The organism is Streptomyces sp. HUAS ZL42 (assembly GCF_040782645.1).
Lineage (GTDB): Bacteria > Actinomycetota > Actinomycetes > Streptomycetales > Streptomycetaceae > Streptomyces.
Genome location: NZ_CP160403.1, coordinates 4375001 through 4396734, shown reverse-complemented (window position 1 = coordinate 4396734; position 21734 = coordinate 4375001). Strand labels below are relative to the sequence as shown.

Genomic DNA, 21734 nt, shown 5'->3' with positions numbered 1-21734 from the left:
ATTGTGGAGATGTGAGGCGATTTGAGCGGTCTGGTGGGCGTAATGAAGGCCGTGCGTCTGTGATGTGTCTGTGCGTCAGCTCAGCGGCAGCCGGTACAGAGCGCCCGGCAGCGGCTCCACCAGACCGTCGGCGACGAGGCCGTCCAGGGCACGCGCGCGCTGGACCGGCTCGTGCCACACGCGGTCCAGGACGGACTGCGGTACGGGCGCGTGCGCCTCGCGCAGCACGGCGAGCAGCTTGCCCCGGACCTGGCGGTCCGTGCCCGCGTACGTCTGGCCGCGACGCGGCGGGCCGTCGTGTTCCGGCTTGCCGGCGAGCCGCCAGGCGCACTGCGCCGCGATCGGGCAGCGGTGGCACGTCTCGTTCCTGGCCGTGCACACCAGGGCGCCGAGCTCCATGGAGGCGGCGGCCCAGCGGGCGGCGGTGCCCTCCTCCTCGGGGAGGAGGGCACGGGCGAGCTTGCGTTCGGCGGCCGTCGTGGCGTTCGGCGGGTACTGCACGCCGGTCACCGCCCGTGCGAAGACGCGGCGCACGTTGGTGTCCAGGACGGCGTGCCGCTGTCCGTACGCGAAGGAGGCCACCGCGGCGGCCGTGTACTCACCGATGCCGGGCAGCGCGAGAAGCTGGGCGTGACCGGCCGGCACGTCGCCGCCGTGCCGTTCCGCTATGGCGACCGCGGCGCCGTGCAGGCGCAGCGCCCGGCGCGGGTAGCCGAGCCGGCCCCAGGCGCGTACGGCCTCCCCGGGGGCCTCCTGGGCGAGGTCGGCGGGGCGCGGCCAGCGGGCCAGCCACTGCTCGTAGACGGGAAGGACGCGGTTCACCGGCGTCTGCTGCAGCATGAACTCGCTGACCATCACGCCCCAGGCACCGGCCTCCGGACGCCGCCAGGGCAGGTCGCGGGCGTTCTCGTCGAACCAGTCGATGACGGCGGAGTGCAGGTGTTCTCCGGGGGACGACTGCTCTCCGAGGGGCGGGCCGGAGACGGCGTCGGCGGGCGTGCTGTGCGGGGGCTTCGTGGGCGCAGTCATGGCCTTCCGATCCTCCCACGACCTTCGGCGATCGGGCCGCTCACAGGGGGCGCGTCGCGGCACGCGTGCGCGGGGGAGCGGACACGCGTCGCGGCGCGGGGACTCAAGGGGTGCTGTCGGCGATCGGGCCGTGATGATGATCCGGAAAAGTTGTGGTTCCGGGCGGCGGGTGGGGCGAGCGAACGCCGCGATCTCTCGTACAGTTTGCGCCGTGGGATCTCTGCGCAATCCGGTCGGGCCGCTTCCCTCCTCCATCTACTGGCGACGGAGGGCCGTACTGCTGTCCGTGCTCGCCCTGTTGGCGCTGTTGATCACCTGGATCGTCACCGCTGGCGGCGGGGGCGGGAAGAAGGACACCGGGGCCAACGGCAAGAATCCCGCCTCCACCATCACGCCGGGGCCGTCCAGTTCCGGGCCCGCGATCAGTCAAGCGCCGGGTGGGCGTGACGAGTCGGGCGGTGGGGAATCCAGCGGGACGGGCTCCGGGGACTCCGGTGGGACCGACGGGTCGAGCGGTGGATCGGACGGGTCCGCCGGAGGGGCGGACGACGGGGCCAACGGTGACGGCGGCGGCAGTACGGGGGCCCTGCCGGCCGGGTCCACGCTGCCCAACTGCACTGCCAGCGTGGTCACGTTGACCCTGCGCAGTGTCCACAACACCTACTCGCCGGACCAGACGCCGACGTTCCAGCTGGTGGCGAAGAACTCCTCCGCGAACGACTGCAAGATCGATCTCGGGCCGAAGAGTGCGGTGTTGACGATCACTCAGGCCGGGAGTGACGACGACTACTGGTCGTCGGCCGACTGCCCCAGGCTTTCCGGGAGTCTGCTGTACCGGGTGCCTGCGGGGAGCAGCACGACGTACACCGTCGCTTGGGACCGGAAGGCGAGTGCGCCCGAGTGCGCCACGCCTTCGGCGGGGGCGGCCGGGGCGGGGACGTATCTGGTGGAGGCGAAGGCGCCGGGGTTCGAGAAGGCGCAGACGTCGTTCGTGCTGTCGGCCGATTAGCGGGCCGTTTTTGTGGCCGGCGCGGGGTGGGTCGCGCAGCCCGGCGCTTGCGGGGTGTCTCCCCCACTCTCGGCTTCGCTCGAGCGGGGGACCCTCATCGCCCCAGCGGCAGGACTGCCCGCAGCTCTGCGGTCTGCGCTTTCCTAGACGTACCGTTCCAGGATCGACGACTCCGCCAGCCTTGACAGGCCCTCCCGGACGCTTCGGGCGCGGGCCTCGCCGACGCCGTCGACCGTCTGGAGGTCGTCCACGCTCGCCGCGAGGAGCTTCTGCAGTCCGCCGAAGTGCTCGACGAGACGGTCGATGATGGCGCCCGGCAGCCTCGGCACCTTCGCCAGCAGGCGGAAGCCGCGCGGGGAGACCGCCGAGTCCAGGGCCTCGGGGGAGCCGGTGTAGCCCAGGGCGCGGGCCACCGTGGACAGTTCGAGGAGCTCGGCGTGGGTGAGGGCGTCGAGCTCGTACAGGGCCTCGTCGACCGTGCGGGAGCGCTTGGCCGTCGGCTCGGGGACGTAGTCCCGCACCACCAGTTCGCGCTCGGGTTCCACGCCCGCGATCAACTCGTCGAGCTGGAGGGCGAGCAGACGTCCGTCCGTGCCCAGTTCGACCACGTATTCGGCGATTTCGGTGGCGATGCGGCGCACCATCTCCAGGCGCTGGGCGACCGCGGAGACGTCCCGGACCGTCACCAGGTCCTCGATCTCCAGCGCTGACAACGTTCCCGCGACCTCGTCCAGGCGGAGCTTGTAGCGCTCCAGGGTCGCCAGGGCCTGGTTGGCACGGGACAGGATCGCCGCCGAGTCCTCCAGGACGCGGCGCTGGCCGTCGACGTACAGGGCGATCAGGCGCATGGACTGGGAGACCGAGACGACAGGGAAGCCGACCTGCTTGCTGACCCGGTCCGCCGTACGGTGCCGGGTGCCCGTCTCCTCCGTCGGGATCGTCGCGTCGGGCACGAACTGCACGCCCGCCCGAAGGATCTTCGACAGGTCCGACGACAGCACGATGCCGCCGTCGAGCTTGCACAGCTCGCGCAGCCGGGTCGCCGTGAACTCGACATCCAGGACGAAACCGCCCGTGCACATGGTCTCCACGGTCTTGTCGGAGCCGAGCACGATGAGTCCGCCGGTGTTGCCGCGCAGAACCCGCTCGAGGCCGTCACGCAGTGCCGTGCCGGGAGCCACGGCGCTCAGCGAGGCGCGCATCAGGCCATCGGAACCGGCACTCCCACCGGACTTTCCGGGAGCTGCTGCCCGGTCGTTGGCTGCCACTGCACTCCTCCGGTCGCAGGTTCTGTAGCGCTCCCGTTTCGCGCACTCGGTTCGTACGGACGGGCGAGACCAGGGCAAAGTCTACCGGCGGTCCTCCTCGTCCCGTGGGGCCTCTCGGCGACGGGAGCGCGGCAGGACCCGCAGGGCGTCCCCTATGTCGGCGACTTCCAGGACCTTCATGCCGGGAGGGATCTTGCCCGGATCGCCCGGTACGAGCGCGTGCGTGAAGCCCAGGCGGTGGGCTTCCGACAGCCGGCGCTGGACGCCCGTGACCCGTCTGACCTCGCCCGCGAGACCCACTTCGCCGATCGCGACGAGGTTCTTGGGCAGGGGGGTGTCGCTCGCCGCGCTCGCCAGCGCGAGGGCGATCGCCAGGTCCGCCGCCGGCTCCGAGAGCTTCACGCCGCCCACCGTCGCCGAGTAGATGTCCCGCTTGCCGAGGGCGCTGATCCTGCCCCGCTGCTCCAGCACCGCGAGCATCATCGAGACGCGGGAGGTCTCCAGGCCGGAGGTCGTACGGCGCGGGGAGGGGATCTGCGAGTCGACGGTGAGTGCCTGCACTTCGGCGACCAGCGGGCGGCGGCCTTCCAGGGTGACCGTCAGACAGGTGCCCGGGACCGGTTCGTCACGACGGGTCAGGAAAAGTCCGCTTGGGTCCGCAAGTCCCGTGATGCCCTCGTCGTGCAGTTCGAAGCAGCCGACCTCGTCCGTCGCGCCGTAGCGGTTCTTGACGCCGCGTACGAGGCGCAGGCGCGCGTGGCGGTCGCCCTCGAAGTGCAGGACGACGTCCACGAGGTGTTCGAGGAGGCGCGGGCCCGCGATCGCGCCGTCCTTCGTGACATGGCCGACGAGCAGGGTGGACATGCCGCGCTCCTTGGAAGCCCGGATGAGCGCGCCGGCCACCTCCCGCACCTGCGCCATGCCTCCGGGCGCGCCGTCGATCTCCGGGGACGCCACGGTCTGCACGGAGTCGAGGATCAGCAGCGAGGGCTTCACCGCGTCCAAGTGGCCGAGGACAGCCGCCAGGTCGGTCTCGGCGGCGAGATACAGGTGGTCGTCGAGGGCGTTGATGCGGTCCGCGCGCAGGCGGACCTGGCTCGCCGACTCCTCGCCCGTGACATACAGCGTCCGGTGCTCGTCGCTCGCCGACTTGGCCGCCACGTCGAGCAGGAGCGTGGACTTGCCGACCCCGGGCTCGCCCGCGAGGAGGACGACCGCGCCGGGGACCAGACCGCCGCCGAGGACCCGGTCCAGCTCGGGCACGCCGGTGGGACGGGCGGTGGCCTGGCGGCCGTCGACCTGGCCGATGGGCAGGGCGGAGGTGGTGACGCGTCCCGGTGTCGTCGTACGCACCGCGGCCGCGCCGTACTCCTCGATCGTCCCCCATGCCTGGCATTCGGGGCAGCGGCCGAGCCACTTGGCCGTCTGCCAGCCGCATTCAGTGCAGCGGTAGGACGGGCGGTCCTTGGTGGTCCTGGTGCGCGCAGCCATGGGGGAAACCGTAACCGCATGCACTGACAACGCGGGATGGGCCCGATGAACGCCCTTGGGCTGAACGAGCTGCGGAACAACCGCTTCCTGACCCCTTATGGCGGATCGTTTCACCCGTACGGATTAAAAGTGCTCAAGGTGGGAGAAGGGGTCATCGCGCGCCGCCTACGGTCGCACAGGTGATGAACAGCAGTCCGGAGACCTCGACCCGCACCACCGGCGCCCACCGGGCCCCCCGGGACGCGCGAGACCGCGCCGGGGCGCGCACGCTGGCGCAGCGGCCGCCCGCGCGCTACGAGCCGTACCTGGACGGTCTGTTCACGTACTGCCTGTCCGTGCTCTGCGACCACGACGCGGCGACCACCGCGCTCGGCGACGTGCTCGCGCTCGCCGAGCGGCGCGGGCAAAGGGTCCCCTCCGCCGAGGACCGCAGGGCGTGGCTGTACGCGCTGGCCCGCTGGGCGTGCCTGCGCAAGCTGGCCGAGGCCAAGCAGAAACGTCAGGGCACGCACGCGTCCGGGCGCCACGGCACCCATCGGCAGCCTGCCGGCCACGCCGACGGCCCGGCCGTCGCGGAGGAGGTCCTGGAGGAGCGGCGGCGCGAACTCGCCCTGCTCGCCTGGCCGGAGGCGGCCGGCACGACCCCCGAGCAGCGGGAGGCGCTGGAACTCGCCGTGCGCCACCACCTCGCCGCGCACGAGGTCGCCGCCGTCCTCGGCATGGATCCGACCGCCGCCCGCGAACTGCTCGCCTCAGCAGCCTGTGAGGTCGAGCGCACCCGCGCCGCCCTCGTCGTCGTCGAGACCGGTACCTGCCCGAGCGTGGCCCGCCTGACCGGGGACGACCAGCTCGTGCTCGGCTCGGCCCTGCGCCGCGAGCTCGTACGGCACGTCGACGACTGCCCGCGCTGCCGGCGCAGCGCCGAGCGGGCGATCCCCGGACGCTGGCCGGGCGCCATGGTCACGCCCGCCGAACTGCCCGTCCTGGAGGCGCCCCGCGCGGCCCTGCACGTCGCCATGACGCACCGTCCGCGCGCGCGGGGGGCCGCCGTTCCGCGCTTCGACCGGCGCGGCTTTCCGATGGACCCCAAGGACCGCGCCGCCCGCAGGGACCGCCTGCGCGCGCGTGCCGTCACAACGACCGTCGTGGCCACCGTCGTCGCCGCACCGGTGTTCGCCCTGTGGGCCGCGTACCGGGACACACCCCCGGCCGGCGAGGGCGGCCGTACGGCCGGCGCGAGCGAGGCACACGGCCCCGACAGCCTGTACGGCGAGGCGGTCGACGACGTCTACCAGAACGCCGGCAACGTCGGCACCAAGCCGGGCGACCGCCCCGGCACGGGCAACGAACCCAAGGTCTCCGTCGAGGTCATCAGCGTCGTGGGCGCCGACCAGCAGGGCGCGGGGCGTCTCGCCGTGGCGGCCGGGAACAGCGGGGACACCACGCTCATCACGTTGACCGCGTCCGGACATGCACCAGTGCGCTGGTCCGCGTCCACCGAGGACTCCTGGCTCTACCTGAGCCGGTCCTCGGGAACGCTCGAACCGGGCGAGTCGCTGACGATCAAGGTGTACGTCGATCATCTGCGCGAGCCTTCCGGGTACTGGCGCGCGCACGTGGCGGTGTCGCCCGCCGGAGCCGTCGTCTCGATCGAGGGCTGCGGCACCGCGCCCCGCCCGTCCGACCCCGGTCCGGGCCCGGGCTCCGGAAGCCCCAGCGATCCGCCCCCGCCCGAGCCGAGCCCCACGACGTCGGCGACCTCCGACCCCACCCCGAGCGCCCCGCCCGATCCGGAGCCCACGGAGTCGTCCACGGGCGGCCCGGGGAACTCGTCGCCGCCGCCCGGCGAGGGCGACGACCCGAGCCCCGCGTGACAGGGCCCCCGAGTCCGTCAGCCGACCGGGTCCGCCGGGTGCGGTGCCAGCAGCGGCAGCTGCGAGGCCAGCCGCTCCTCGCACAGCTCGACCAGACGGTCGTAGCCGGCCTTGCCCATCAGCTCGGTCAGCTCGGGCCGGTAGGAGACGTACACCGGCTCGCCCGCGCCGTGCGCCGAGGTCGCCGACGTGCACCACCAGTGCAGGTCGTGGCCGCCCGGACCCCACCCCCGGCGGTCGTACTCACCGATCGACACCTGCAGCACGCGCGTGTCGTCCGGCCGGTCGATCCAGTCGTACGTCCGCCGGATCGGCAGCTGCCAGCAGACGTCCGGCTTGGTCTCGAGCGGCTCCCGGCCCTCCTTCAGGGCCAGGATGTGCAGCGAGCAGCCCGCCCCGGCGGGGAAGCCGGGACGGTTCTGGAAGATGCACGAGCCGTGGAACGGGCGGGTCTGCCGGGAACCCTCGTCGTCCTCCGAGACCCAGCCGTTCTCCAGGCCCTCGTCGTGGTTCTGCCAGATCTCGGGAGTGAGCCTCGCCACATGCTCGGCGACCCGCTTCTCGTCGTCCTCGTCCGAGAAGTGGGCACCCAGCGTGCAGCAGCCGTCGTCCGCCCGGCCCGCCTGGATGCCCTGGCAGCCGCTGCCGAAGATGCAGTTCCAGCGAGAGGTCAGCCATGTCAGATCGCACCGGAAGACCTGCTCTTCGTCCGCAGGATCCGGGAACTCCACCCACGCGCGAGCGAAGTCGAGGCCCTTCTCGTCGGCAGCCGGGTCCGTCAGGGCCTTCGTCGACCTCTTCGGTGACTTCACCTGCGAAGAACCCTGGGTGGATTTGGCCACCTTGTCGGCCTTCGCCGTCTTGGTCGACTTTTCGTCCTTCGCCTTTTTCGTCTTTGGCACGGGTCCAGAGTAAGTCGCCCGATGCCCCTCCCGTCACCGCCGGGGGGACGGAGGACAGCGCCGCTGGCAGTAGCGTTCCTTACATGAGACTCGGTGTCCTCGACGTGGGATCGAACACGGTGCATCTGCTGGTGGTGGATGCACACCCAGGCGCGCGCCCGCTGCCCGCGCACTCGCACAAGGCGGAGCTGCGCCTCGCCGAACTTCTCGACGACAGCGGGGCGGTCGGTGCCGAAGGGGTCGACAAACTGATCGGCGTCGTCCACGAGGCCCTCCAGGCCGCCGAGGACAAGGGCGTCGAGGATCTGCTGCCGTTCGCGACCTCGGCGGTGCGGGAGGCCAGCAACGCCGATGACGTCCTCGCGCGCGTGCAGGAGGAAACCGGCGTCGAACTGCAGGTTCTCACCGGCGCGGAGGAGGCGCGGCTCACCTTCCTCGCCGCCCGGCGCTGGTTCGGCTGGTCCGCCGGCAAGCTGCTGGTCCTGGACATCGGCGGCGGCTCCCTGGAGATCGCCTACGGCATCGACGAGGAGCCCGACGCGGCGGCCTCGCTGCCGCTCGGCGCGGGCCGGCTCACGGTCGGCTGGCTGCCCGGGGACCCGCCCGATCCCGAGGACATAAGGGCCCTGCGCCGGCATGTCCGTGCCCAGATCGCCCGCACGGTGGGTGAGTTCAGCCGGTTCGGCCCCCCGGACCACGTCGTGGCCACGTCGAAGACCTTCAAGCAACTCGCCCGGATCGCGGGTGCCGCGCGTTCCGCCGAGGGCCTGTACGTCCAGCGCGATCTCAAGCGGGAGTCCCTGGAGGCGTGGGTGCCCCGGCTGGCGGGCATGACCACCGCCCAGCGCGCGGAACTCCCCGGTGTCTCCGACGGGCGGGCGGGGCAGTTGCTCGCGGGTGCGCTGGTGGCGGAGGGGGCGATGGATCTGTTCGGCGTGGAGACGCTGGAGATCTGTCCCTGGGCGCTGCGGGAGGGCGTGATTCTGCGGAGGCTGGACCACATGTCCACGGAGTGAGGGGGCGGCGAGGGGGGCTCGCGGCCCGCGTTGCTGGTCGCCCGGAGTTGGTGCTGGGGCCGGGTGGATCGCGCAGGCCGGTGCTGACGGGGTGCCGCCCGGGCCCGCCCTCCCCCACTCTCGGCTTCGCTCGAGCGGGGGACCCCCATCGCCCCGGGCGGCACGATTGCCCGCGGACCGATGCGCTGGTTGGGCGGCACGATTGCTCGCGGGGCTACGCGGTGGCGGGGCGTCGCGGGGGCCCCGTGGACCGGAGCGGTGGCTGGGCGCCGCGAGGGCCCGCGGATCGACGGCGTGGCCCGCGCGATGCGTACGCCCCGTGCGCGCCCCCTGAAGCCCACACGCGCCCGTCGCGAGCGTGAAGTGCGCCACCCCGGGCAGCGTGAAGTGCGCCACCCCTCCCGGTCGACGCGTGTCACCGGGAGCAGGCACCCACGCCCAGCCGTCGGCGTACGGCTCCGTCGCCCGTATCCCCGTATGTCCGGCCCGCCACAAGGCCGTATGCCCGTGTACGACCGCCGCCACCCCCTCGATTCCGGCCACGCGCGCGTGGCCGGTTGCCGTGCCTCGCACACCGCGAGCACAGCGACCTGACCCCCGGCGCGAAGCGAGGCCCCGTACGCTGTCCCTCGTGGCAGAACCAGTGGTGCGCATCCCGGATGCGAAGGTCGCCCTGTCGACGGCCTCGGTCTATCCGGAGTCGACGGCGACGGCCTTCGAGATCGCGGCGCGCCTCGGGTACGACGGGGTCGAGGTCATGGTGTGGAACGACCCGGTCAGCCAGGACATCGAGGCGCTGCGCAGGCTGAGCGACTACCACGAGGTGCCGATCCTCGCCGTGCACGCCCCCTGCCTGCTCATCACGCAGCGCGTGTGGTCCACGGACCCCTGGGTGAAGCTGCAGCGCGCCCGCGCGGCGGCGGAGAAGCTGGGCGCGACCACGGTCGTCGTGCACCCGCCGTTCCGCTGGCAGCGGCAGTACTCGCGGGACTTCGTCGCCGGGATCTGGCGGATGGCGAACGAGACGGACGTACGGTTCGCCGTCGAGAACATGTACCCCTGGCGCTACCGCGACCGCGAGATGCTCGCGTACGCGCCCGACTGGGACGTGACGAAGGACGACTACCGGCACTTCACGATCGACCTCAGCCACGCTTCCACAGCCCGCACGGACGCGATGCACATGATCGACCGCATGGGGGACCGCCTCGGCCACGTCCACCTCGCGGACGGCAGGGGATCGGCGAAGGACGAGCACCTCGTCCCCGGCCGCGGGACCCAGCCCTGTGCGGAGCTGCTGGAACGTCTCGCCCTGACCGGTTTCGACGGCCATGTCGTCATCGAGGTCAACACCCGTCGCGCCATGTCCAGCGCCGAGCGCGAGGCCGACCTGGCGGAGGCCCTGGCGTTCACGCGCCTGCACCTGGCGTCCGCGGCGAGGGTGCCCCGGCGATGACCGGCGTGAGCTCCCGCAGACGCGGCAGACCTCCTCGTACGGAATCCGCCGACACCCGCGACCGCATCCTGACCGCGGCCCGCGAGGAGTTCTCCGAGCGGGGGTACGAGAAGACGTCCGTGCGTGGCATCGCCAAGGCCGCCGGCGTGGACTCGGCGCTCGTCCACCACTACTTCGGCACCAAGGAGAAGGTCTTCGAGGCGGCCGTCGAGGTCGCCTTCGCGCCCGCTCTGAAGATGCGGGACGAGGTCCTGGAGGGTCCCGTCGACGACGTCGGCGAGCGCATGACCCGCCTCCTCTTCGGCCTCTGGGAGAACCCGGTGACCCGGACGCCGCTGCTCGCGATCGTCCGCTCGGCGGTGAACAACGAGACCGCGGCCGCCGTCTTCCGCCGGCTCGTCTCGGCGCAGCTGCTCCGCCGCATCGCAGGGGAGGTCGACGCCCCGGACGCCGAGCTGCGCGTGGAGCTCGCGGCCGCGCAGCTCGTGGGCATAGCGATGCTCCGTTACGTGATCAAGGTGGAGCCGCTGGCGTCGGCGGACATGGAGCAGGTCATCGCGCGCGTGGCGCCGGTGGTGCAGGGTCACCTCACCGGACCGTGAGCCCTGGCCGCGGGCCGAGACATACATCCCGCATTCCGGACGATGCGTCCGCCCCCTGGATGACCGGCGTACGCTCGTTGGCAGTCAGAAGTCTCTGATCGCAGTCTCTGAAGGAGCGAGCGACGATGCCCGAGCTGAGGTCCCGCACTGTCACCCACGGCCGCAACATGGCGGGCGCCCGCGCCCTTATGCGCGCCTCCGGTGTACCCGGTGCGGACATCGGCCGCAAGCCGATCATCGCGGTCGCCAACAGCTTCACGGAGTTCGTCCCGGGCCACACCCACCTGCAGCCGGTCGGCCGTATCGTCAGCGAGGCGATCAAGGAGGCCGGGGGTATCCCGCGCGAGTTCAACACGATCGCCGTCGACGACGGCATCGCGATGGGCCACGGCGGCATGCTGTACTCCCTGCCCTCCCGCGACCTGATCGCGGACAGCGTGGAGTACATGGTCGAGGCGCACTGCGCCGACGCCCTCGTCTGCATCTCCAACTGCGACAAGATCACGCCGGGCATGCTCAACGCGGCCCTCCGCCTGAACATCCCCACGGTCTTCGTCTCCGGCGGCCCGATGGAGTCCGGCCGCGCCACGCTGGTCGACGGCACGGTCCGCACGCTCGACCTGGTCGACGCGATCTCCGACGCCGTGAACGACAAGATCTCGGACGAGGACATCGTCCGTATCGAGGAGAACGCCTGTCCGACCTGCGGTTCCTGTTCCGGCATGTTCACCGCCAACTCGATGAACTGCCTCACCGAGGCGATCGGCCTGTCCCTTCCCGGCAACGGCTCGGTCCTGGCCACGCACACGGCCCGCCGCGCGCTGTACGAGAACGCGGCCCGCACGGTCATGGACATCACCCGCCGCTACTACGAGCAGGACGACGACACGGTCCTGCCGCGCTCCATCGCCTCGTTCGCGGCCTTCGAGAACGCGATGGCCCTGGACATCGCGATGGGCGGCTCCACGAACACGATCCTGCACCTGCTGGCCGCCGCCCAGGAGGCGGGCGTGCCCTTCGGCCTGGAGCAGATCGACGCGGTCTCGCGCCGCGTGCCGTGCCTGGCGAAGGTGGCGCCCAACGTGGCGAAGAACCGCACGTACTACATGGAGGACGTGCACCGCGCGGGCGGCATCCCGGCCCTGCTCGGCGAGTTGCACCGCGCCGGCCTGCTCAACGAGGACGTGCACTCGGTCCACAGCCCGTCCCTGGCCGACTGGCTGAAGACGTGGGACGTGCGCGGCGGCTCCCCGTCCCCCGAGGCGGTGGAACTGTGGCACGCGGCCCCCGGCTGCGTCCGCTCCGCCGAGGCCTTCTCCCAGTCCGAGCGCTGGGAGGCCCTAGACGAGGACGCCGAGAACGGCTGCATCCGCTCGGTCGAGTTCGCGTACTCCAAGGACGGCGGTCTCGCCGTCCTCAGGGGCAACCTGGCCGTCGACGGCTGCGTGGTGAAGACGGCCGGCGTCGACGAGTCCATCTGGACCTTCGAGGGCCCGGCGGTCGTCTGCGAGTCGCAGGAAGAGGCCGTCGAGAAGATCCTCAACAAGCAGGTCACGCACGGCGACGTCGTCGTCATCCGCTACGAGGGTCCCAAGGGCGGCCCGGGCATGCAGGAGATGCTCTACCCGACGTCCTTCCTCAAGGGCCGCGGCCTCGGCAAGACCTGCGCCCTGATCACCGACGGCCGCTTCTCCGGCGGCACGTCCGGCCTGTCCATCGGCCACGCCTCGCCCGAGGCGGCGTCCGGCGGCACGATCGCCCTCGTCGAGGACGGCGACCGCATCCGTATCGACATCCCGGGTCGCTCGATCGAGTTGCTCGTCGAGGAGACGGAACTCGCGCGCCGCGAGCAGGCGTTGAACGGTGCGTACGCCCCGAAGAACCGCGACCGCAAGGTGTCGGCCGCGCTGCGCGCCTACGCGGCGATGGCGACGAGCGCCGACAAGGGCGCGGTGCGGGACGTGTCCAAGCTGGGCTGAGGCATCGCTTGCGTGGGGCCGCCTCCAGCCATCGCGGAGGCGGCCCCTTCGCATGCTACCAGACCGACGGGTCCCGTCCGTCGACGGCGAAGACCGTGCCGTCGGGGGCGCCCGCATAGACGCGTCCGTCGGCGACCACGGGCTCGGGCAGCGCGGCGATCACCTCACCCGGCTTCGTGCCGAGGCGCGGCGGGGTCTGCCCGAGGAACGCCCCCGTACGGGCGTCGACGGCCAGCAGGCGGCCGTCGGGTGCGGTGACGTACACGTGGCGGTCGTCGGCGACGGGCGACGAGCCCCGGCTGACGGAGGTCTCGACCTGCCACAGCCGTTTCCGCGTGGCGGTGTCGACGGCCTCCAGCGAACCACCGGCGGCGATCAGGTAGACGACGTCCCCGCGTACGGAGGCCCGGGCGTCCACCGGCGGGACGGGCAGCGCCACCCGGCGCGTCGCCTCGGACCCGGGGGTGTAGCGGACCACGGCCTTCGTGGTGTCGGCGGTGTGGGACAGGAAGTAGACCGATCCGCCTTCGGCACCGACGGGCTCGAGCGTTCCCTTCAGGCGCGCGTCCCATCGCACGTCGCCCGTGCTCGGGTCCACGGCGGTGACCCGGGTGGATCCGGCGCCGGAAGGGCTAGTCGTGTAGGCCAGTCGATCGCCGGGGAACGAGGCGAAGTACGGAGCGCTCTGCCCGGGAACCCGCCGCTTCCACTTCGTGTCGCCCGTGGAGCTGTCCACACCGGTGACCGTCCCGTCGGCAGCGGTGACCAGGAGCATGCCCCCGGCCGGCTCCAGACCGCCGTTCGTGGACAGGTTCCGCTGCCAGCGTGTCCTGCCCGAAGCGGGGTCGAGAGCCTCCAGACTCGGTCCCTGAGTCGTCAACGGCTGGACGAGGCCGCCCGACACGACCGGTGGGTCGCTTCTGAGCGTCTTGGTGACGGAGTGCCGCCACAGCAGGCTTCCGTCGGCGGGGTCGAGGGCGTAGACGAGCCCTGGCTGGGCACAGATCAGCTTCTCCGCGCCGTACGAGCACTGCGGCATACGCGCGCCCGCCGACGCGGGCTCCGACTCCCACCCGGCGAACCCGGCCGACGTGCTCGGCCCGCCACCGGGGCCCTGCTCCGTACCGTTTCTCCGGTCGAGCAACGAAACCGTGGTGAGCGCGCCGCCCGCCACGAGACCGAGCGCGACGGCGGTCAGGACCACCTTCCGGCGTGCGCGCAAACGTCCCTTGGGCCGCCGTTCCGGCTCCCGCGGCTCGGGCGCGGGCACGTCCACCGTGCGCTGTGCCGGTATGAACGCCTGCGTGTCGTACGAGGCCGCCACCGAGCGCAGTTCGCGCATCAACTCGTCCGGGGACGGCCGGTCCTCCGGTTCCTTGGCGAGGCAGCGCAGCACCAGCGGCGCGAGGTTCCCCGGTACGCCGGTCAGGTCGGGTTCGTCGTGCACGACCTGGTAGGCGACGATGTACGGGCTGTCGGAGTCGAACGGCCCGCGCCCGGTCGCCGCGTGCACCATCACCGACCCGAGCGCGAAGATGTCCGCGGCGGGGCCGACCTCCCGCGGCCGCCGGAACTGCTCCGGGGCCATGAACGGCGGCGTGCCGATCAACTTGCCCGTCTCGGTGCGCAATTCGCTGTCCTTTGGCCGGGAGATGCCGAAGTCGATGACCTTCGGCCCGTCCTCGGCGAGCAGCACGTTGCTCGGTTTCAGATCCCGGTGCACCACCCCGACCCGGTGGATGTCGCGCAGCGCCTCCGCGAGCCCGGCCATCAGCCGGCGCAGCTGCGCCGCGTCCATCGGCCCGTTCCGCTTCACCTGGTCGGAGAGGGTCGGACCGGGGATGAACAGGGTGGCCATCCAGGGCCGTTCGGCCTCCGGATCGGCGTCGACGACGGGTGCGGTGAAGGCCCCGCTCACCCGCCGCGCGGCGGCCACCTCCTGCCGGAAACGGCCCCTGAACTCGGGATCCCTGGCGAACTCGGCGTGTACGACCTTCACCGCGAGCTTCATCCCCGAGGTGCTGCGGGCCAGGTGGACGACGCCCATTCCGCCGGAGCCGAGACATGACTCGAGACGGTAGTGACCGGCGTATTCGGGAAGTTCCGCTTCCGCGCCCGCTCCGGTGTTGTGCTGTGGCGCCATGGAACCACCCCCGTGCTGTTCGTCCGCGCGCGCGACGCACGGAGCCTAGTCGATGACTCGTACGAGACAGAGGCGGCTTGCTAGCCTCAGTGTGTCAAGTGCGCACATGTGTTTCATGGCGTGTTTTAGGGGAATGAACGGGATCCCATGGTCGTCATGGGGTCCAACGGGGGAGGATTTTCATGTCTGTTGACCACGTGGAAGAAGCCGAGGGTGGCGAGGCCTTCGCCGCCACGACCGTGAAGACCTACGCCATCGCTCCCGGCGTCCGTCTCAACGTCCGCAACGGCCCGGGCACCAACTACACGATCGTCCGCGTACTGCCCGAGGGCTCCCGCGTTCCGATCTACTGCCAGACGCCGGGCACCACGGTGTCGGGTCCCTACGGCACGTCGAACATCTGGGACAACATCAGCGACGGCCAGTACGTCTCGGACGCCTACGTCCTCACGGGCAGTGACGGCTACGTCGCCTCGCGCTGCGGCTGACCCGGAAGGGAGCCCGCGGCCGTCCCGGAGCCATAATCGACCCGTGAGCGACGAGAACGGCACCCCGGACACCCCCGCGGGCTCCTCGGGCCCCCGCCCCGAGCCCCTCCGCTTCTTCGGCACGACCTGGGTGGATCACGACAACGGCTACACGGCCCGCCGCACAGGCGTGGCCGTCGGCTCGCTCGCCGCGGCCGTCGCCTCCTGCCTCGTCCTCCGCTTCGCCTACGAGGGCCTGCAGATCGCCGACATCGGCGGCTTCGTGACCCTGCTCGTCGTCGTGATGTTCGCCATCTGCAGCGCCCTCGCCTTCCGGCACACCTGGGACGGTTTCGGCAAACGCCCCGACCCCGAGCGCCAGGCCTCCCTGCGCGGCCTCCTGGCCATCGGCTTCGTCGGCTCGCTCCTGGCCTACTTCTTCCGCTCCCTCATCGAGGCGCCCGGTGAGAAGCTGCGCCGCGAGGAGTACGAAGCGGCCCGCAAGCAGCACGAGCTCCGCACGTCCCGCCGCACGGGCAACCCGTCGAAGAAGCGGCGCCGGGGGTAGGGGGGGCCGGCGAAAGGGCCCCCGAAGCTCACCGAATTTCCGGCGCCCTCTCACCCAAGCTCGTCACCATGGACGTATGACGGTCGACTCCCACGCCAAGCGAGCCCAGTCCTTCAACGCCGCCGCCGCCCAGTACGCCGAGAACCGTCCCTCGTATCCGCCCGCCCTCTTCGACGCGATCGAGGAGCTGGCCGGTCGTTCCCTCACCGGCGCCCGAGTCGCGGACATCGGAGCCGGCACCGGTATAGCGACCGCGCTCCTGCGAGCTCGTGGTGCCGATGTGATCGCCGTCGAGCCCGGTGACGGCATGGCGGCCCAGTTCCGCCGCACCCTCCCGGACGTGCCCCTCGTCCGGGGCGACGGCAACTCCCTCCCGCTTGCCACCGCCTCCGTCGACTTCCTCACCTACGCGCAGTCCTGGCACTGGACGCGGCCGGCCCTCTCGGTTCCGGAGGCGCTGCGTGTGCTGCGGCCGGGCGGCGCGCTGGCGCTGTGGTGGAACATGGACCCGCACGACGTGCCGTGGGTCATGGAGCAGGCGGAGCGCGTCCGGCAGCACTTCAACGGCAGGCACAGCAACAAGCAGGGCGCGTCCGACACCAGGGCCACGGACTCCTTCGAGGGCGCGCCGGTCGTCCCCGCCCACGCGCATCGCGTCGTCCGCTGGAGCAGGACGGTCCCGCTCGATACGCACCTCGCCAACCTCAGCAGCCATTCGATCTTCCTCCTGCAGGGCGAGGAGGCGACGAACGCTTTCCTCGCCCGCGAGCGCGAGCACCTGCTCCGGACCTTTCCGGACGCCACGGTCGAGGAGGTCTACGACGTCCTGCTGATCCTCGCGACGCGCTGAGCCCTGCAACTCCTCGCTGATCGTCACCACTTTTCCTGACGCCCGTTCACGCGGCGGCCCATCAGTCCGGGGCCGCCGCGTACGCATGCCTGCGCGCCACCACTCACCCCCTTGACGGCTCCCCATCGCAGGAGGATTATTCATCGTATGATGAATTATGCTTCCGATCCACCCCGCACGGACACCGACGCCTCGCAAGAACCCGCCGTGCGCGCCTTTGGCCTCACCGTCGCCCGTGGCCCACGCACAGTCCTGCACGGCCTCGACTTCACCATCCCGCGCGGCCAGATCACCGGCCTGCTCGGCCCCTCCGGCTGCGGCAAGACCACCCTCATGCGCTCGATCGTCGGCACCCAGGCCAAGGTCACCGGCACCCTGGAGATCCTCGGCCGCCCCGCCGGCGACCGCACCCTGCGCACCCGCATCGGTTATGTCACCCAGGACCCCTCCGTCTATGACGACCTGACGGTCCGTCAGAATCTGGACTACTTCGCCTCGATCCTCGACCCGGGCCGCACGGCAGCCGACCGCCGCCACGAGAACGTCACCCGGGCCATCGCCGACGTCGACCTCACCACCGACGCCGAGGCCCTCGCCGGCAACCTCTCCGGTGGCCAGCGCAGCCGCGTCTCCCTGGCCGTGGCCCTGCTCGGCACCCCGGAACTCCTGGTCCTCGACGAACCGACCGTCGGCCTGGACCCCGTCCTCCGCCGCGACCTGTGGAACCTCTTCCACGACATCGCCGCGACCCGAGGCGCCACCCTCCTCATCTCCTCCCACGTCATGGACGAGGCCGAGCGCTGCCACCGCCTCCTGCTGATGCGCGAGGGCGAGATCCTCGCCGACGACACCCCGGACGCCCTGCGCACCCGCACCGGCTCGGACACCGTCGAAGCGGCGTTCCTCCACCTCGTCGACGAGGCGATCGCGGCAAGCCAGACGAAGGAGAAGACGCGATGAGCACGACGAACACGGCGACGGCGCCCGCCCCCACCGGCGCACTGAACGCCTCCCGCACCCTGGCCACCGCGACCCGCGTCCTCCGCCAGCTCCGCCACGACCCGCGCACGATCGCGCTGATGATCCTCGTCCCGTGCCTGATGCTGGTCCTTCTGCGCTACGTCTTCGACGGCAGCCCCCGCACCTTCGACAGCATCGGCGCCTCGCTGCTCGGGATCTTCCCCCTGATCACGATGTTCCTGGTGACCTCCATCGCCACCCTGCGCGAACGCACCTCCGGAACCCTCGAACGCCTCCTCGCCATGCCCCTCGGCAAAGGCGACCTGATCGCGGGCTACGCCCTCGCCTTCGGCACCCTCGCCATCATCCAGTCCACCCTGGCCACGGGCCTGGCCCTCTGGTTCCTGGGCCTGGACGTCACCGGCAGCCCCTGGCTCCTCCTCCTGGTCGCCCTCCTCGACGCGCTGCTCGGCACGGCCCTCGGCCTCTTCGTCTCGGCCTTCGCCGCCTCGGAATTCCAGGCGGTCCAGTTCATGCCGGCCGTGATCTTCCCCCAACTCCTCCTCTGCGGCCTCTTCACCGCCCGCGACAACATGCACCCCGTCCTGGAGGCGATCTCCGACGTCCTGCCGATGTCCTACGCGGTGGACGGCATGAACGAGGTCCTGAAACACACGGACATGACAGCGAACTTCATCCGCGACGCCCTGATCGTGGCGGGCTGCGCGTTGCTGGTACTGGGCCTGGGAGCGGCCACGCTGAGGCGCAGGACGACTTGACGACCTCGGCCGGTCCGCGGGTGCGCGGCGGCACTGCGCGATGTCGTCGGTCTGCGGGTGGGCGCGGCGCTCAGCCTTTCCGTCGGTCCGCGGGCATGCGTGCCGCCTGGGGTGGCACCCGGCAAGCGCCGGGCTGCACGACCCACCGTCCGGCACCAACCCGGGCGGCCAGAAACCGACGTCCCGCCCACCGGACAACCAAGCCGCACACGCACCCCGGGGTGCGAGGATGCCCTTAGGACGACGCACCCCCGGAGGGCCCCGCACCATGACCCAGAAAGTCGCAGTCCTCGGCACCGGCAAGATCGGCGAAGCCCTGCTCAGCGGAATGATCCGAGCAGGCTGGGCCCCGGCCGACCTTCTGGTCACCGCCCGCCGCCAGGAACGAGCCGAAGAACTCCGCACCCGCTACGGCGTCAACCCGGTGACCAACGCCGAAGCCGCCAAGACCGCCGACACCCTGATCCTCACCGTCAAGCCTCAGGACATGGGCACCCTCCTCGACGAACTCGCCCCACACGTCCCCGCCGACCGCCTGGTCATCAGCGGAGCCGCCGGCATCCCCACCTCCTTCTTCGAGTCCCGCCTCGCCGCCGGTACCCCGGTGGTCCGCGTCATGACGAACACCCCCGCCCTGGTCGACGAGGCCATGTCCGTCATCTCGGCCGGCAGCCACGCCACCGGGGAACACCTCGCCCACGCCGAGGAAATCTTCGGCGCAGTCGGCAAGACCCTTCGCGTCCCCGAGTCCCAGCAGGACGCCTGCACCGCCCTCTCCGGCTCGGGCCCGGCGTACTTCTTCTACCTGGTCGAGGCCATGACCGACGCCGGCATCCTGCTCGGCCTCCCCCGGGACAAGGCCCACGACCTGATCGTCCAGTCCGCGATCGGCGCGGCGACCATGCTCCGCGACAGCGGCGAACACCCGGTCAAGCTCCGCGAGAACGTCACGTCCCCCGCGGGCACGACCATCAGCGCCATCCGCGAACTCGAGAACCACGGCGTACGAGCCGCCCTCATCGCCGCCCTCGAAGCCGCGCGCGACCGCAGCCGCGAACTGGCCTCCGGCAACAACAGCTGACCCCGCCCGTCCGGGGGCGGTCACCCCGCCGCGTCCACCACCTCCTTCGTGGTCACCACCCGCGCGAAGCCGCCCCCGTGCAGCGACACCGCCGACGCCTGCGCGATCTCGTCCGCACCGCGCCGCCAGCCGAACGGCCCGTCCAGATCAAAGGTGTACGTCGCGTCGTACGCCACCACCACCTCGTACCCGAGGTTCCCGCCCATCCGGGCCGTCGTCTCCACGCACATGTTGGTCTGGATCCCGACCACCACGATCTGCGCGATCCCCTCGGCCTTCAGCCACCCGCCCAGATCCGGCGTTCCGAGGAAGGCCGAGTTCACGGTCTTCGTGATCAACAACTCCGCCCCACCGGCCCCCTTTCCTCGCCGCTGCCCCACGTACTCCTTGAAGTCGTTGCCCTCGTACCCCGGCCGCAGCGGCGAGTCCGGCTTCGCCGAGTCATGCCGCACGAACACGACGGGCCGACCGGTCTCCTGCCACACGTCGATGAGAGCGGCGACGTTCTCATCGGCTCCGGGATTGTTCCGGGACCCCCAGTAATCGAGCTCGTCGAAGCCCTTCTGGACGTCCACCACCACGAGCGCTGCGTTCTCTGCGATCTCCATGACCACGATGCTGCCGCCGGGTCCACGCCCACCCCAGAAGGGCAGAAGACAGCGATCGATGGTTTACTGCCAGGCATGGAGCAGGCATGCCGCGTTGCCCTGGTCGCCTTCCCCGGCATCCGTGCCTTCGACGTCTCCGTCATCACCGAGGTCTGGGGTACGGACCGCACCGACCGCGGCGTACCCGCCTTCGAACTGCGCCGCGTCGCCACCGACACCGCCACTCCGGTTCCGATGCGCGGCGGTCTCACCCTCCTTCCCGACCGGACCCTCGCCTGGCTCTCCCGCGCCGACCTGATCGTCGTCCCCGGCCTCGACGACCACCTCACCCCCGCACCGCCCTCCGTCCTCGACGCCCTCCGCCGCGCCCACGCCCGCGGCACCACCCTCGCCGCCCTCTGCGGCGGAGCGTTCACCCTCGCCCAGGCCGGCCTCCTCGATGGCCGCCGAGCCATCACCCACTGGAACCTGATCGACCTCCTTCGCACCCACCACCCGCACGTCGACGTCGTCCCTGACGCCCTCTTCATCGAGGACGACAACATCTGGACCGCGGCCGGCACAGCCGCCGGCATCGACCTCTGCCTCCACCTGGTGCGCCGCGCCCACGGCGCCGAGGCGGCCGCCGCCATCGCCCGCTCCATGGTCACGGCCCCCTTCCGCACCGGCACGCAGGCGCAGTTCATCGAGCACCCCACCCCCCGCACGGACCGCGACGCCGACGCCCTCGCCGCCGTACGCGAACACGCCCTGCGCCATCTCCATGAACCGCTCACGGTCGCTGAACTGGCCGCCCGCGCGGGCATGTCCGCGCGCTCCTTCGCCCGGCACTTCACCGCGGCGACCGGCACCACACCGCTCCGCTGGCTCCTCGACCAGCGCATCGCCGCAGCACAGAAGCTCCTCGAACGCACCGACCTCCCGATGCCGGAGATCGCCCGCCGCGCCGGCTTCGGCAGCGAGGTCACCATGCGCCAGCACTTCGCATCGCGCCTCGCCACCAGCCCACGCGCCTACCGAGCGGCGTTCAGCACGACGGAGGCAGCGGTATCGCTCTCGGAAGCGGCCGGCAACAGACCGATCGCCCGATAAGCCGCATCCACCGTCGGCCGGGCCATGACCCGAGCCCGCTCCGCACCATTCCGCAGCACCCCCTCCACATACGCAGGATCCGCGCACAACTCCTTGTGCCTCTCCTGTACAGGCCTGAGGAGCTCGACCACCGCCTCCGCGGTGTCCTTCTTCAAGGAGCCGTACGACTCATATACACCGCCCAAGGCCTCCGGGTTCCCACCCGTACAAGCGGCAAGGAGCTCCAGCAGATTGGCCACACCCGGCCGCCCCTCACGGTCGTACACGACCTCCCGCCCACTGTCGGTGACGGCCCGCATGACCTTCTTCCGCACCGCGTCCGGCTCGTCCAGCAGATAGACGATCCCCGGCCCCACGTCGTCGCTCTTGCCCATCTTCGACGTCGGATCCTGCAGGTTCATGACCCGCGCGGCGACCGGCGGAAACGTGGCCCGTGGCACCACGAACGTGTGCCCGTACCGCTGGTTGAACCGCAGTGCCAGATCCCGCGTCAGCTCGACGTGCTGGGCCTGGTCGTCCCCGACCGGCACCTCGTCCGTCCCGTACGCCAGGATGTCCGC

Annotated in this window: 20 protein-coding genes (1 of these 20 cut by a window edge); 13 read left to right on the top strand and 7 right to left on the bottom strand. The window is 71.4% G+C overall.

The window, feature by feature from the left end:
* Positions 1-75 precede the first annotated feature (75 nt).
* A complete protein-coding gene (locus ABZO29_RS20070; RefSeq protein ID WP_367321568.1) occupies positions 76-1029 on the bottom strand; it encodes an A/G-specific adenine glycosylase in 954 nt (317 codons plus the stop codon).
* Positions 1030-1240: 211 nt separating this feature from the next.
* On the opposite strand from ABZO29_RS20070, the gene ABZO29_RS20065 reads away from it, so the two are divergent.
* Entirely contained in the window at positions 1241-2038 is a 798-nt protein-coding gene (locus ABZO29_RS20065) for a hypothetical protein (RefSeq protein ID WP_367321567.1), read from the top strand.
* A gap of 143 nt (positions 2039-2181) precedes the next feature.
* On the opposite strand, the gene disA is transcribed toward ABZO29_RS20065, so the two are convergent.
* Positions 2182-3306, bottom strand: a complete 1125-nt coding sequence (disA, locus tag ABZO29_RS20060; protein ID WP_367321566.1) for a DNA integrity scanning diadenylate cyclase DisA — start codon at positions 3304-3306, stop codon at positions 2182-2184.
* An 81-nt stretch (positions 3307-3387) separates the two neighbouring features.
* Complete coding sequence (gene radA, locus ABZO29_RS20055) at positions 3388-4797, bottom strand: DNA repair protein RadA (RefSeq protein WP_367321565.1); 1410 nt, start codon at positions 4795-4797, stop codon at positions 3388-3390.
* Between the two features lie 179 nt (positions 4798-4976).
* Between radA and ABZO29_RS20050 the strand changes: the two genes are divergently transcribed.
* The gene (locus ABZO29_RS20050; RefSeq protein WP_367321564.1) at positions 4977-6671 is read left to right on the top strand and encodes a hypothetical protein; all 1695 of its coding nucleotides are present in this window, start codon (positions 4977-4979) and stop codon (positions 6669-6671) included.
* Positions 6672-6688: 17 nt separating this feature from the next.
* On the opposite strand, the gene ABZO29_RS20045 is transcribed toward ABZO29_RS20050, so the two are convergent.
* Complete coding sequence (locus ABZO29_RS20045) at positions 6689-7573, bottom strand: hypothetical protein (RefSeq protein WP_367321563.1); 885 nt, start codon at positions 7571-7573, stop codon at positions 6689-6691.
* A gap of 83 nt (positions 7574-7656) precedes the next feature.
* Between ABZO29_RS20045 and ABZO29_RS20040 the strand changes: the two genes are divergently transcribed.
* The 4 genes from ABZO29_RS20040 (at position 7657) to ilvD (ending at position 12626) form a co-directional block, all read left to right on the top strand.
* A complete protein-coding gene (locus ABZO29_RS20040; protein ID WP_367321562.1) occupies positions 7657-8589 on the top strand; it encodes a Ppx/GppA family phosphatase in 933 nt (310 codons plus the stop codon).
* Between the two features lie 631 nt (positions 8590-9220).
* On the top strand, positions 9221-10045 hold the full coding sequence (locus ABZO29_RS20035) for a sugar phosphate isomerase/epimerase family protein (protein ID WP_367321561.1): 825 nt from the start codon (positions 9221-9223) through the stop codon (positions 10043-10045).
* The gene (locus ABZO29_RS20030; RefSeq protein WP_367321560.1) at positions 10042-10647 is read left to right on the top strand and encodes a TetR family transcriptional regulator; all 606 of its coding nucleotides are present in this window, start codon (positions 10042-10044) and stop codon (positions 10645-10647) included. The genes ABZO29_RS20035 and ABZO29_RS20030 overlap by 4 nt, the downstream gene beginning before the upstream one ends.
* Positions 10648-10772: 125 nt before the next feature.
* Complete coding sequence (ilvD, locus tag ABZO29_RS20025; protein WP_367321559.1) at positions 10773-12626, top strand: dihydroxy-acid dehydratase; 1854 nt, start codon at positions 10773-10775, stop codon at positions 12624-12626.
* 55 nt (positions 12627-12681) lie between these two features.
* Here the strand turns inward: ilvD and ABZO29_RS20020 are convergent, their stop codons facing one another.
* On the bottom strand, positions 12682-14769 hold the full coding sequence (locus ABZO29_RS20020; RefSeq protein ID WP_367321558.1) for a serine/threonine-protein kinase: 2088 nt from the start codon (positions 14767-14769) through the stop codon (positions 12682-12684).
* A gap of 182 nt (positions 14770-14951) precedes the next feature.
* Here ABZO29_RS20020 and ABZO29_RS20015 point away from each other — a divergent pair, with 182 nt between their 5' ends.
* The 6 genes from ABZO29_RS20015 (at position 14952) to proC (ending at position 19474) form a co-directional block, all read left to right on the top strand.
* Positions 14952-15257, top strand: a complete 306-nt coding sequence (locus tag ABZO29_RS20015; RefSeq protein ID WP_367321557.1) for an SH3 domain-containing protein — start codon at positions 14952-14954, stop codon at positions 15255-15257.
* Positions 15258-15300: 43 nt separating this feature from the next.
* Positions 15301-15804: an EamA/RhaT family transporter gene (locus tag ABZO29_RS20010; RefSeq protein WP_367321556.1), complete on the top strand. Its 504-nt coding sequence runs from the start codon at positions 15301-15303 to the stop codon at positions 15802-15804.
* 76 nt (positions 15805-15880) lie between these two features.
* Complete coding sequence (locus ABZO29_RS20005) at positions 15881-16654, top strand: class I SAM-dependent methyltransferase (RefSeq protein WP_367321555.1); 774 nt, start codon at positions 15881-15883, stop codon at positions 16652-16654.
* A gap of 147 nt (positions 16655-16801) precedes the next feature.
* Positions 16802-17614, top strand: coding sequence for an ABC transporter ATP-binding protein (locus tag ABZO29_RS20000; RefSeq protein ID WP_367321554.1), 813 nt, complete (start codon positions 16802-16804; stop codon positions 17612-17614).
* Positions 17611-18393, top strand: a complete 783-nt coding sequence (locus ABZO29_RS19995; protein ID WP_367321553.1) for an ABC transporter permease — start codon at positions 17611-17613, stop codon at positions 18391-18393. The genes ABZO29_RS20000 and ABZO29_RS19995 overlap by 4 nt, the downstream gene beginning before the upstream one ends.
* Positions 18394-18661: 268 nt before the next feature.
* Complete coding sequence (gene proC, locus ABZO29_RS19990) at positions 18662-19474, top strand: pyrroline-5-carboxylate reductase (protein WP_367321552.1); 813 nt, start codon at positions 18662-18664, stop codon at positions 19472-19474.
* A 20-nt stretch (positions 19475-19494) separates the two neighbouring features.
* On the opposite strand, the gene ABZO29_RS19985 is transcribed toward proC, so the two are convergent.
* Positions 19495-20082, bottom strand: coding sequence for a cysteine hydrolase family protein (locus ABZO29_RS19985; RefSeq protein ID WP_367321551.1), 588 nt, complete (start codon positions 20080-20082; stop codon positions 19495-19497).
* 75 nt (positions 20083-20157) lie between these two features.
* Between ABZO29_RS19985 and ABZO29_RS19980 the strand changes: the two genes are divergently transcribed.
* Positions 20158-21174 (top strand): GlxA family transcriptional regulator, encoded by a 1017-nt coding sequence (locus tag ABZO29_RS19980; RefSeq protein ID WP_367321550.1) that lies wholly within the window; start codon positions 20158-20160, stop codon positions 21172-21174.
* Here ABZO29_RS19980 and trpS read toward each other — a convergent pair.
* Positions 21096-21734 carry the 3' portion of a tryptophan--tRNA ligase gene (trpS, locus tag ABZO29_RS19975; RefSeq protein WP_367321549.1) on the bottom strand. 405 nt of this gene lie beyond the right edge of the window, so 639 of the gene's 1044 nt are visible here — the last part of the coding sequence; the start codon falls outside the window, past its right edge; the stop codon is at positions 21096-21098. The genes ABZO29_RS19980 and trpS overlap by 79 nt on opposite strands.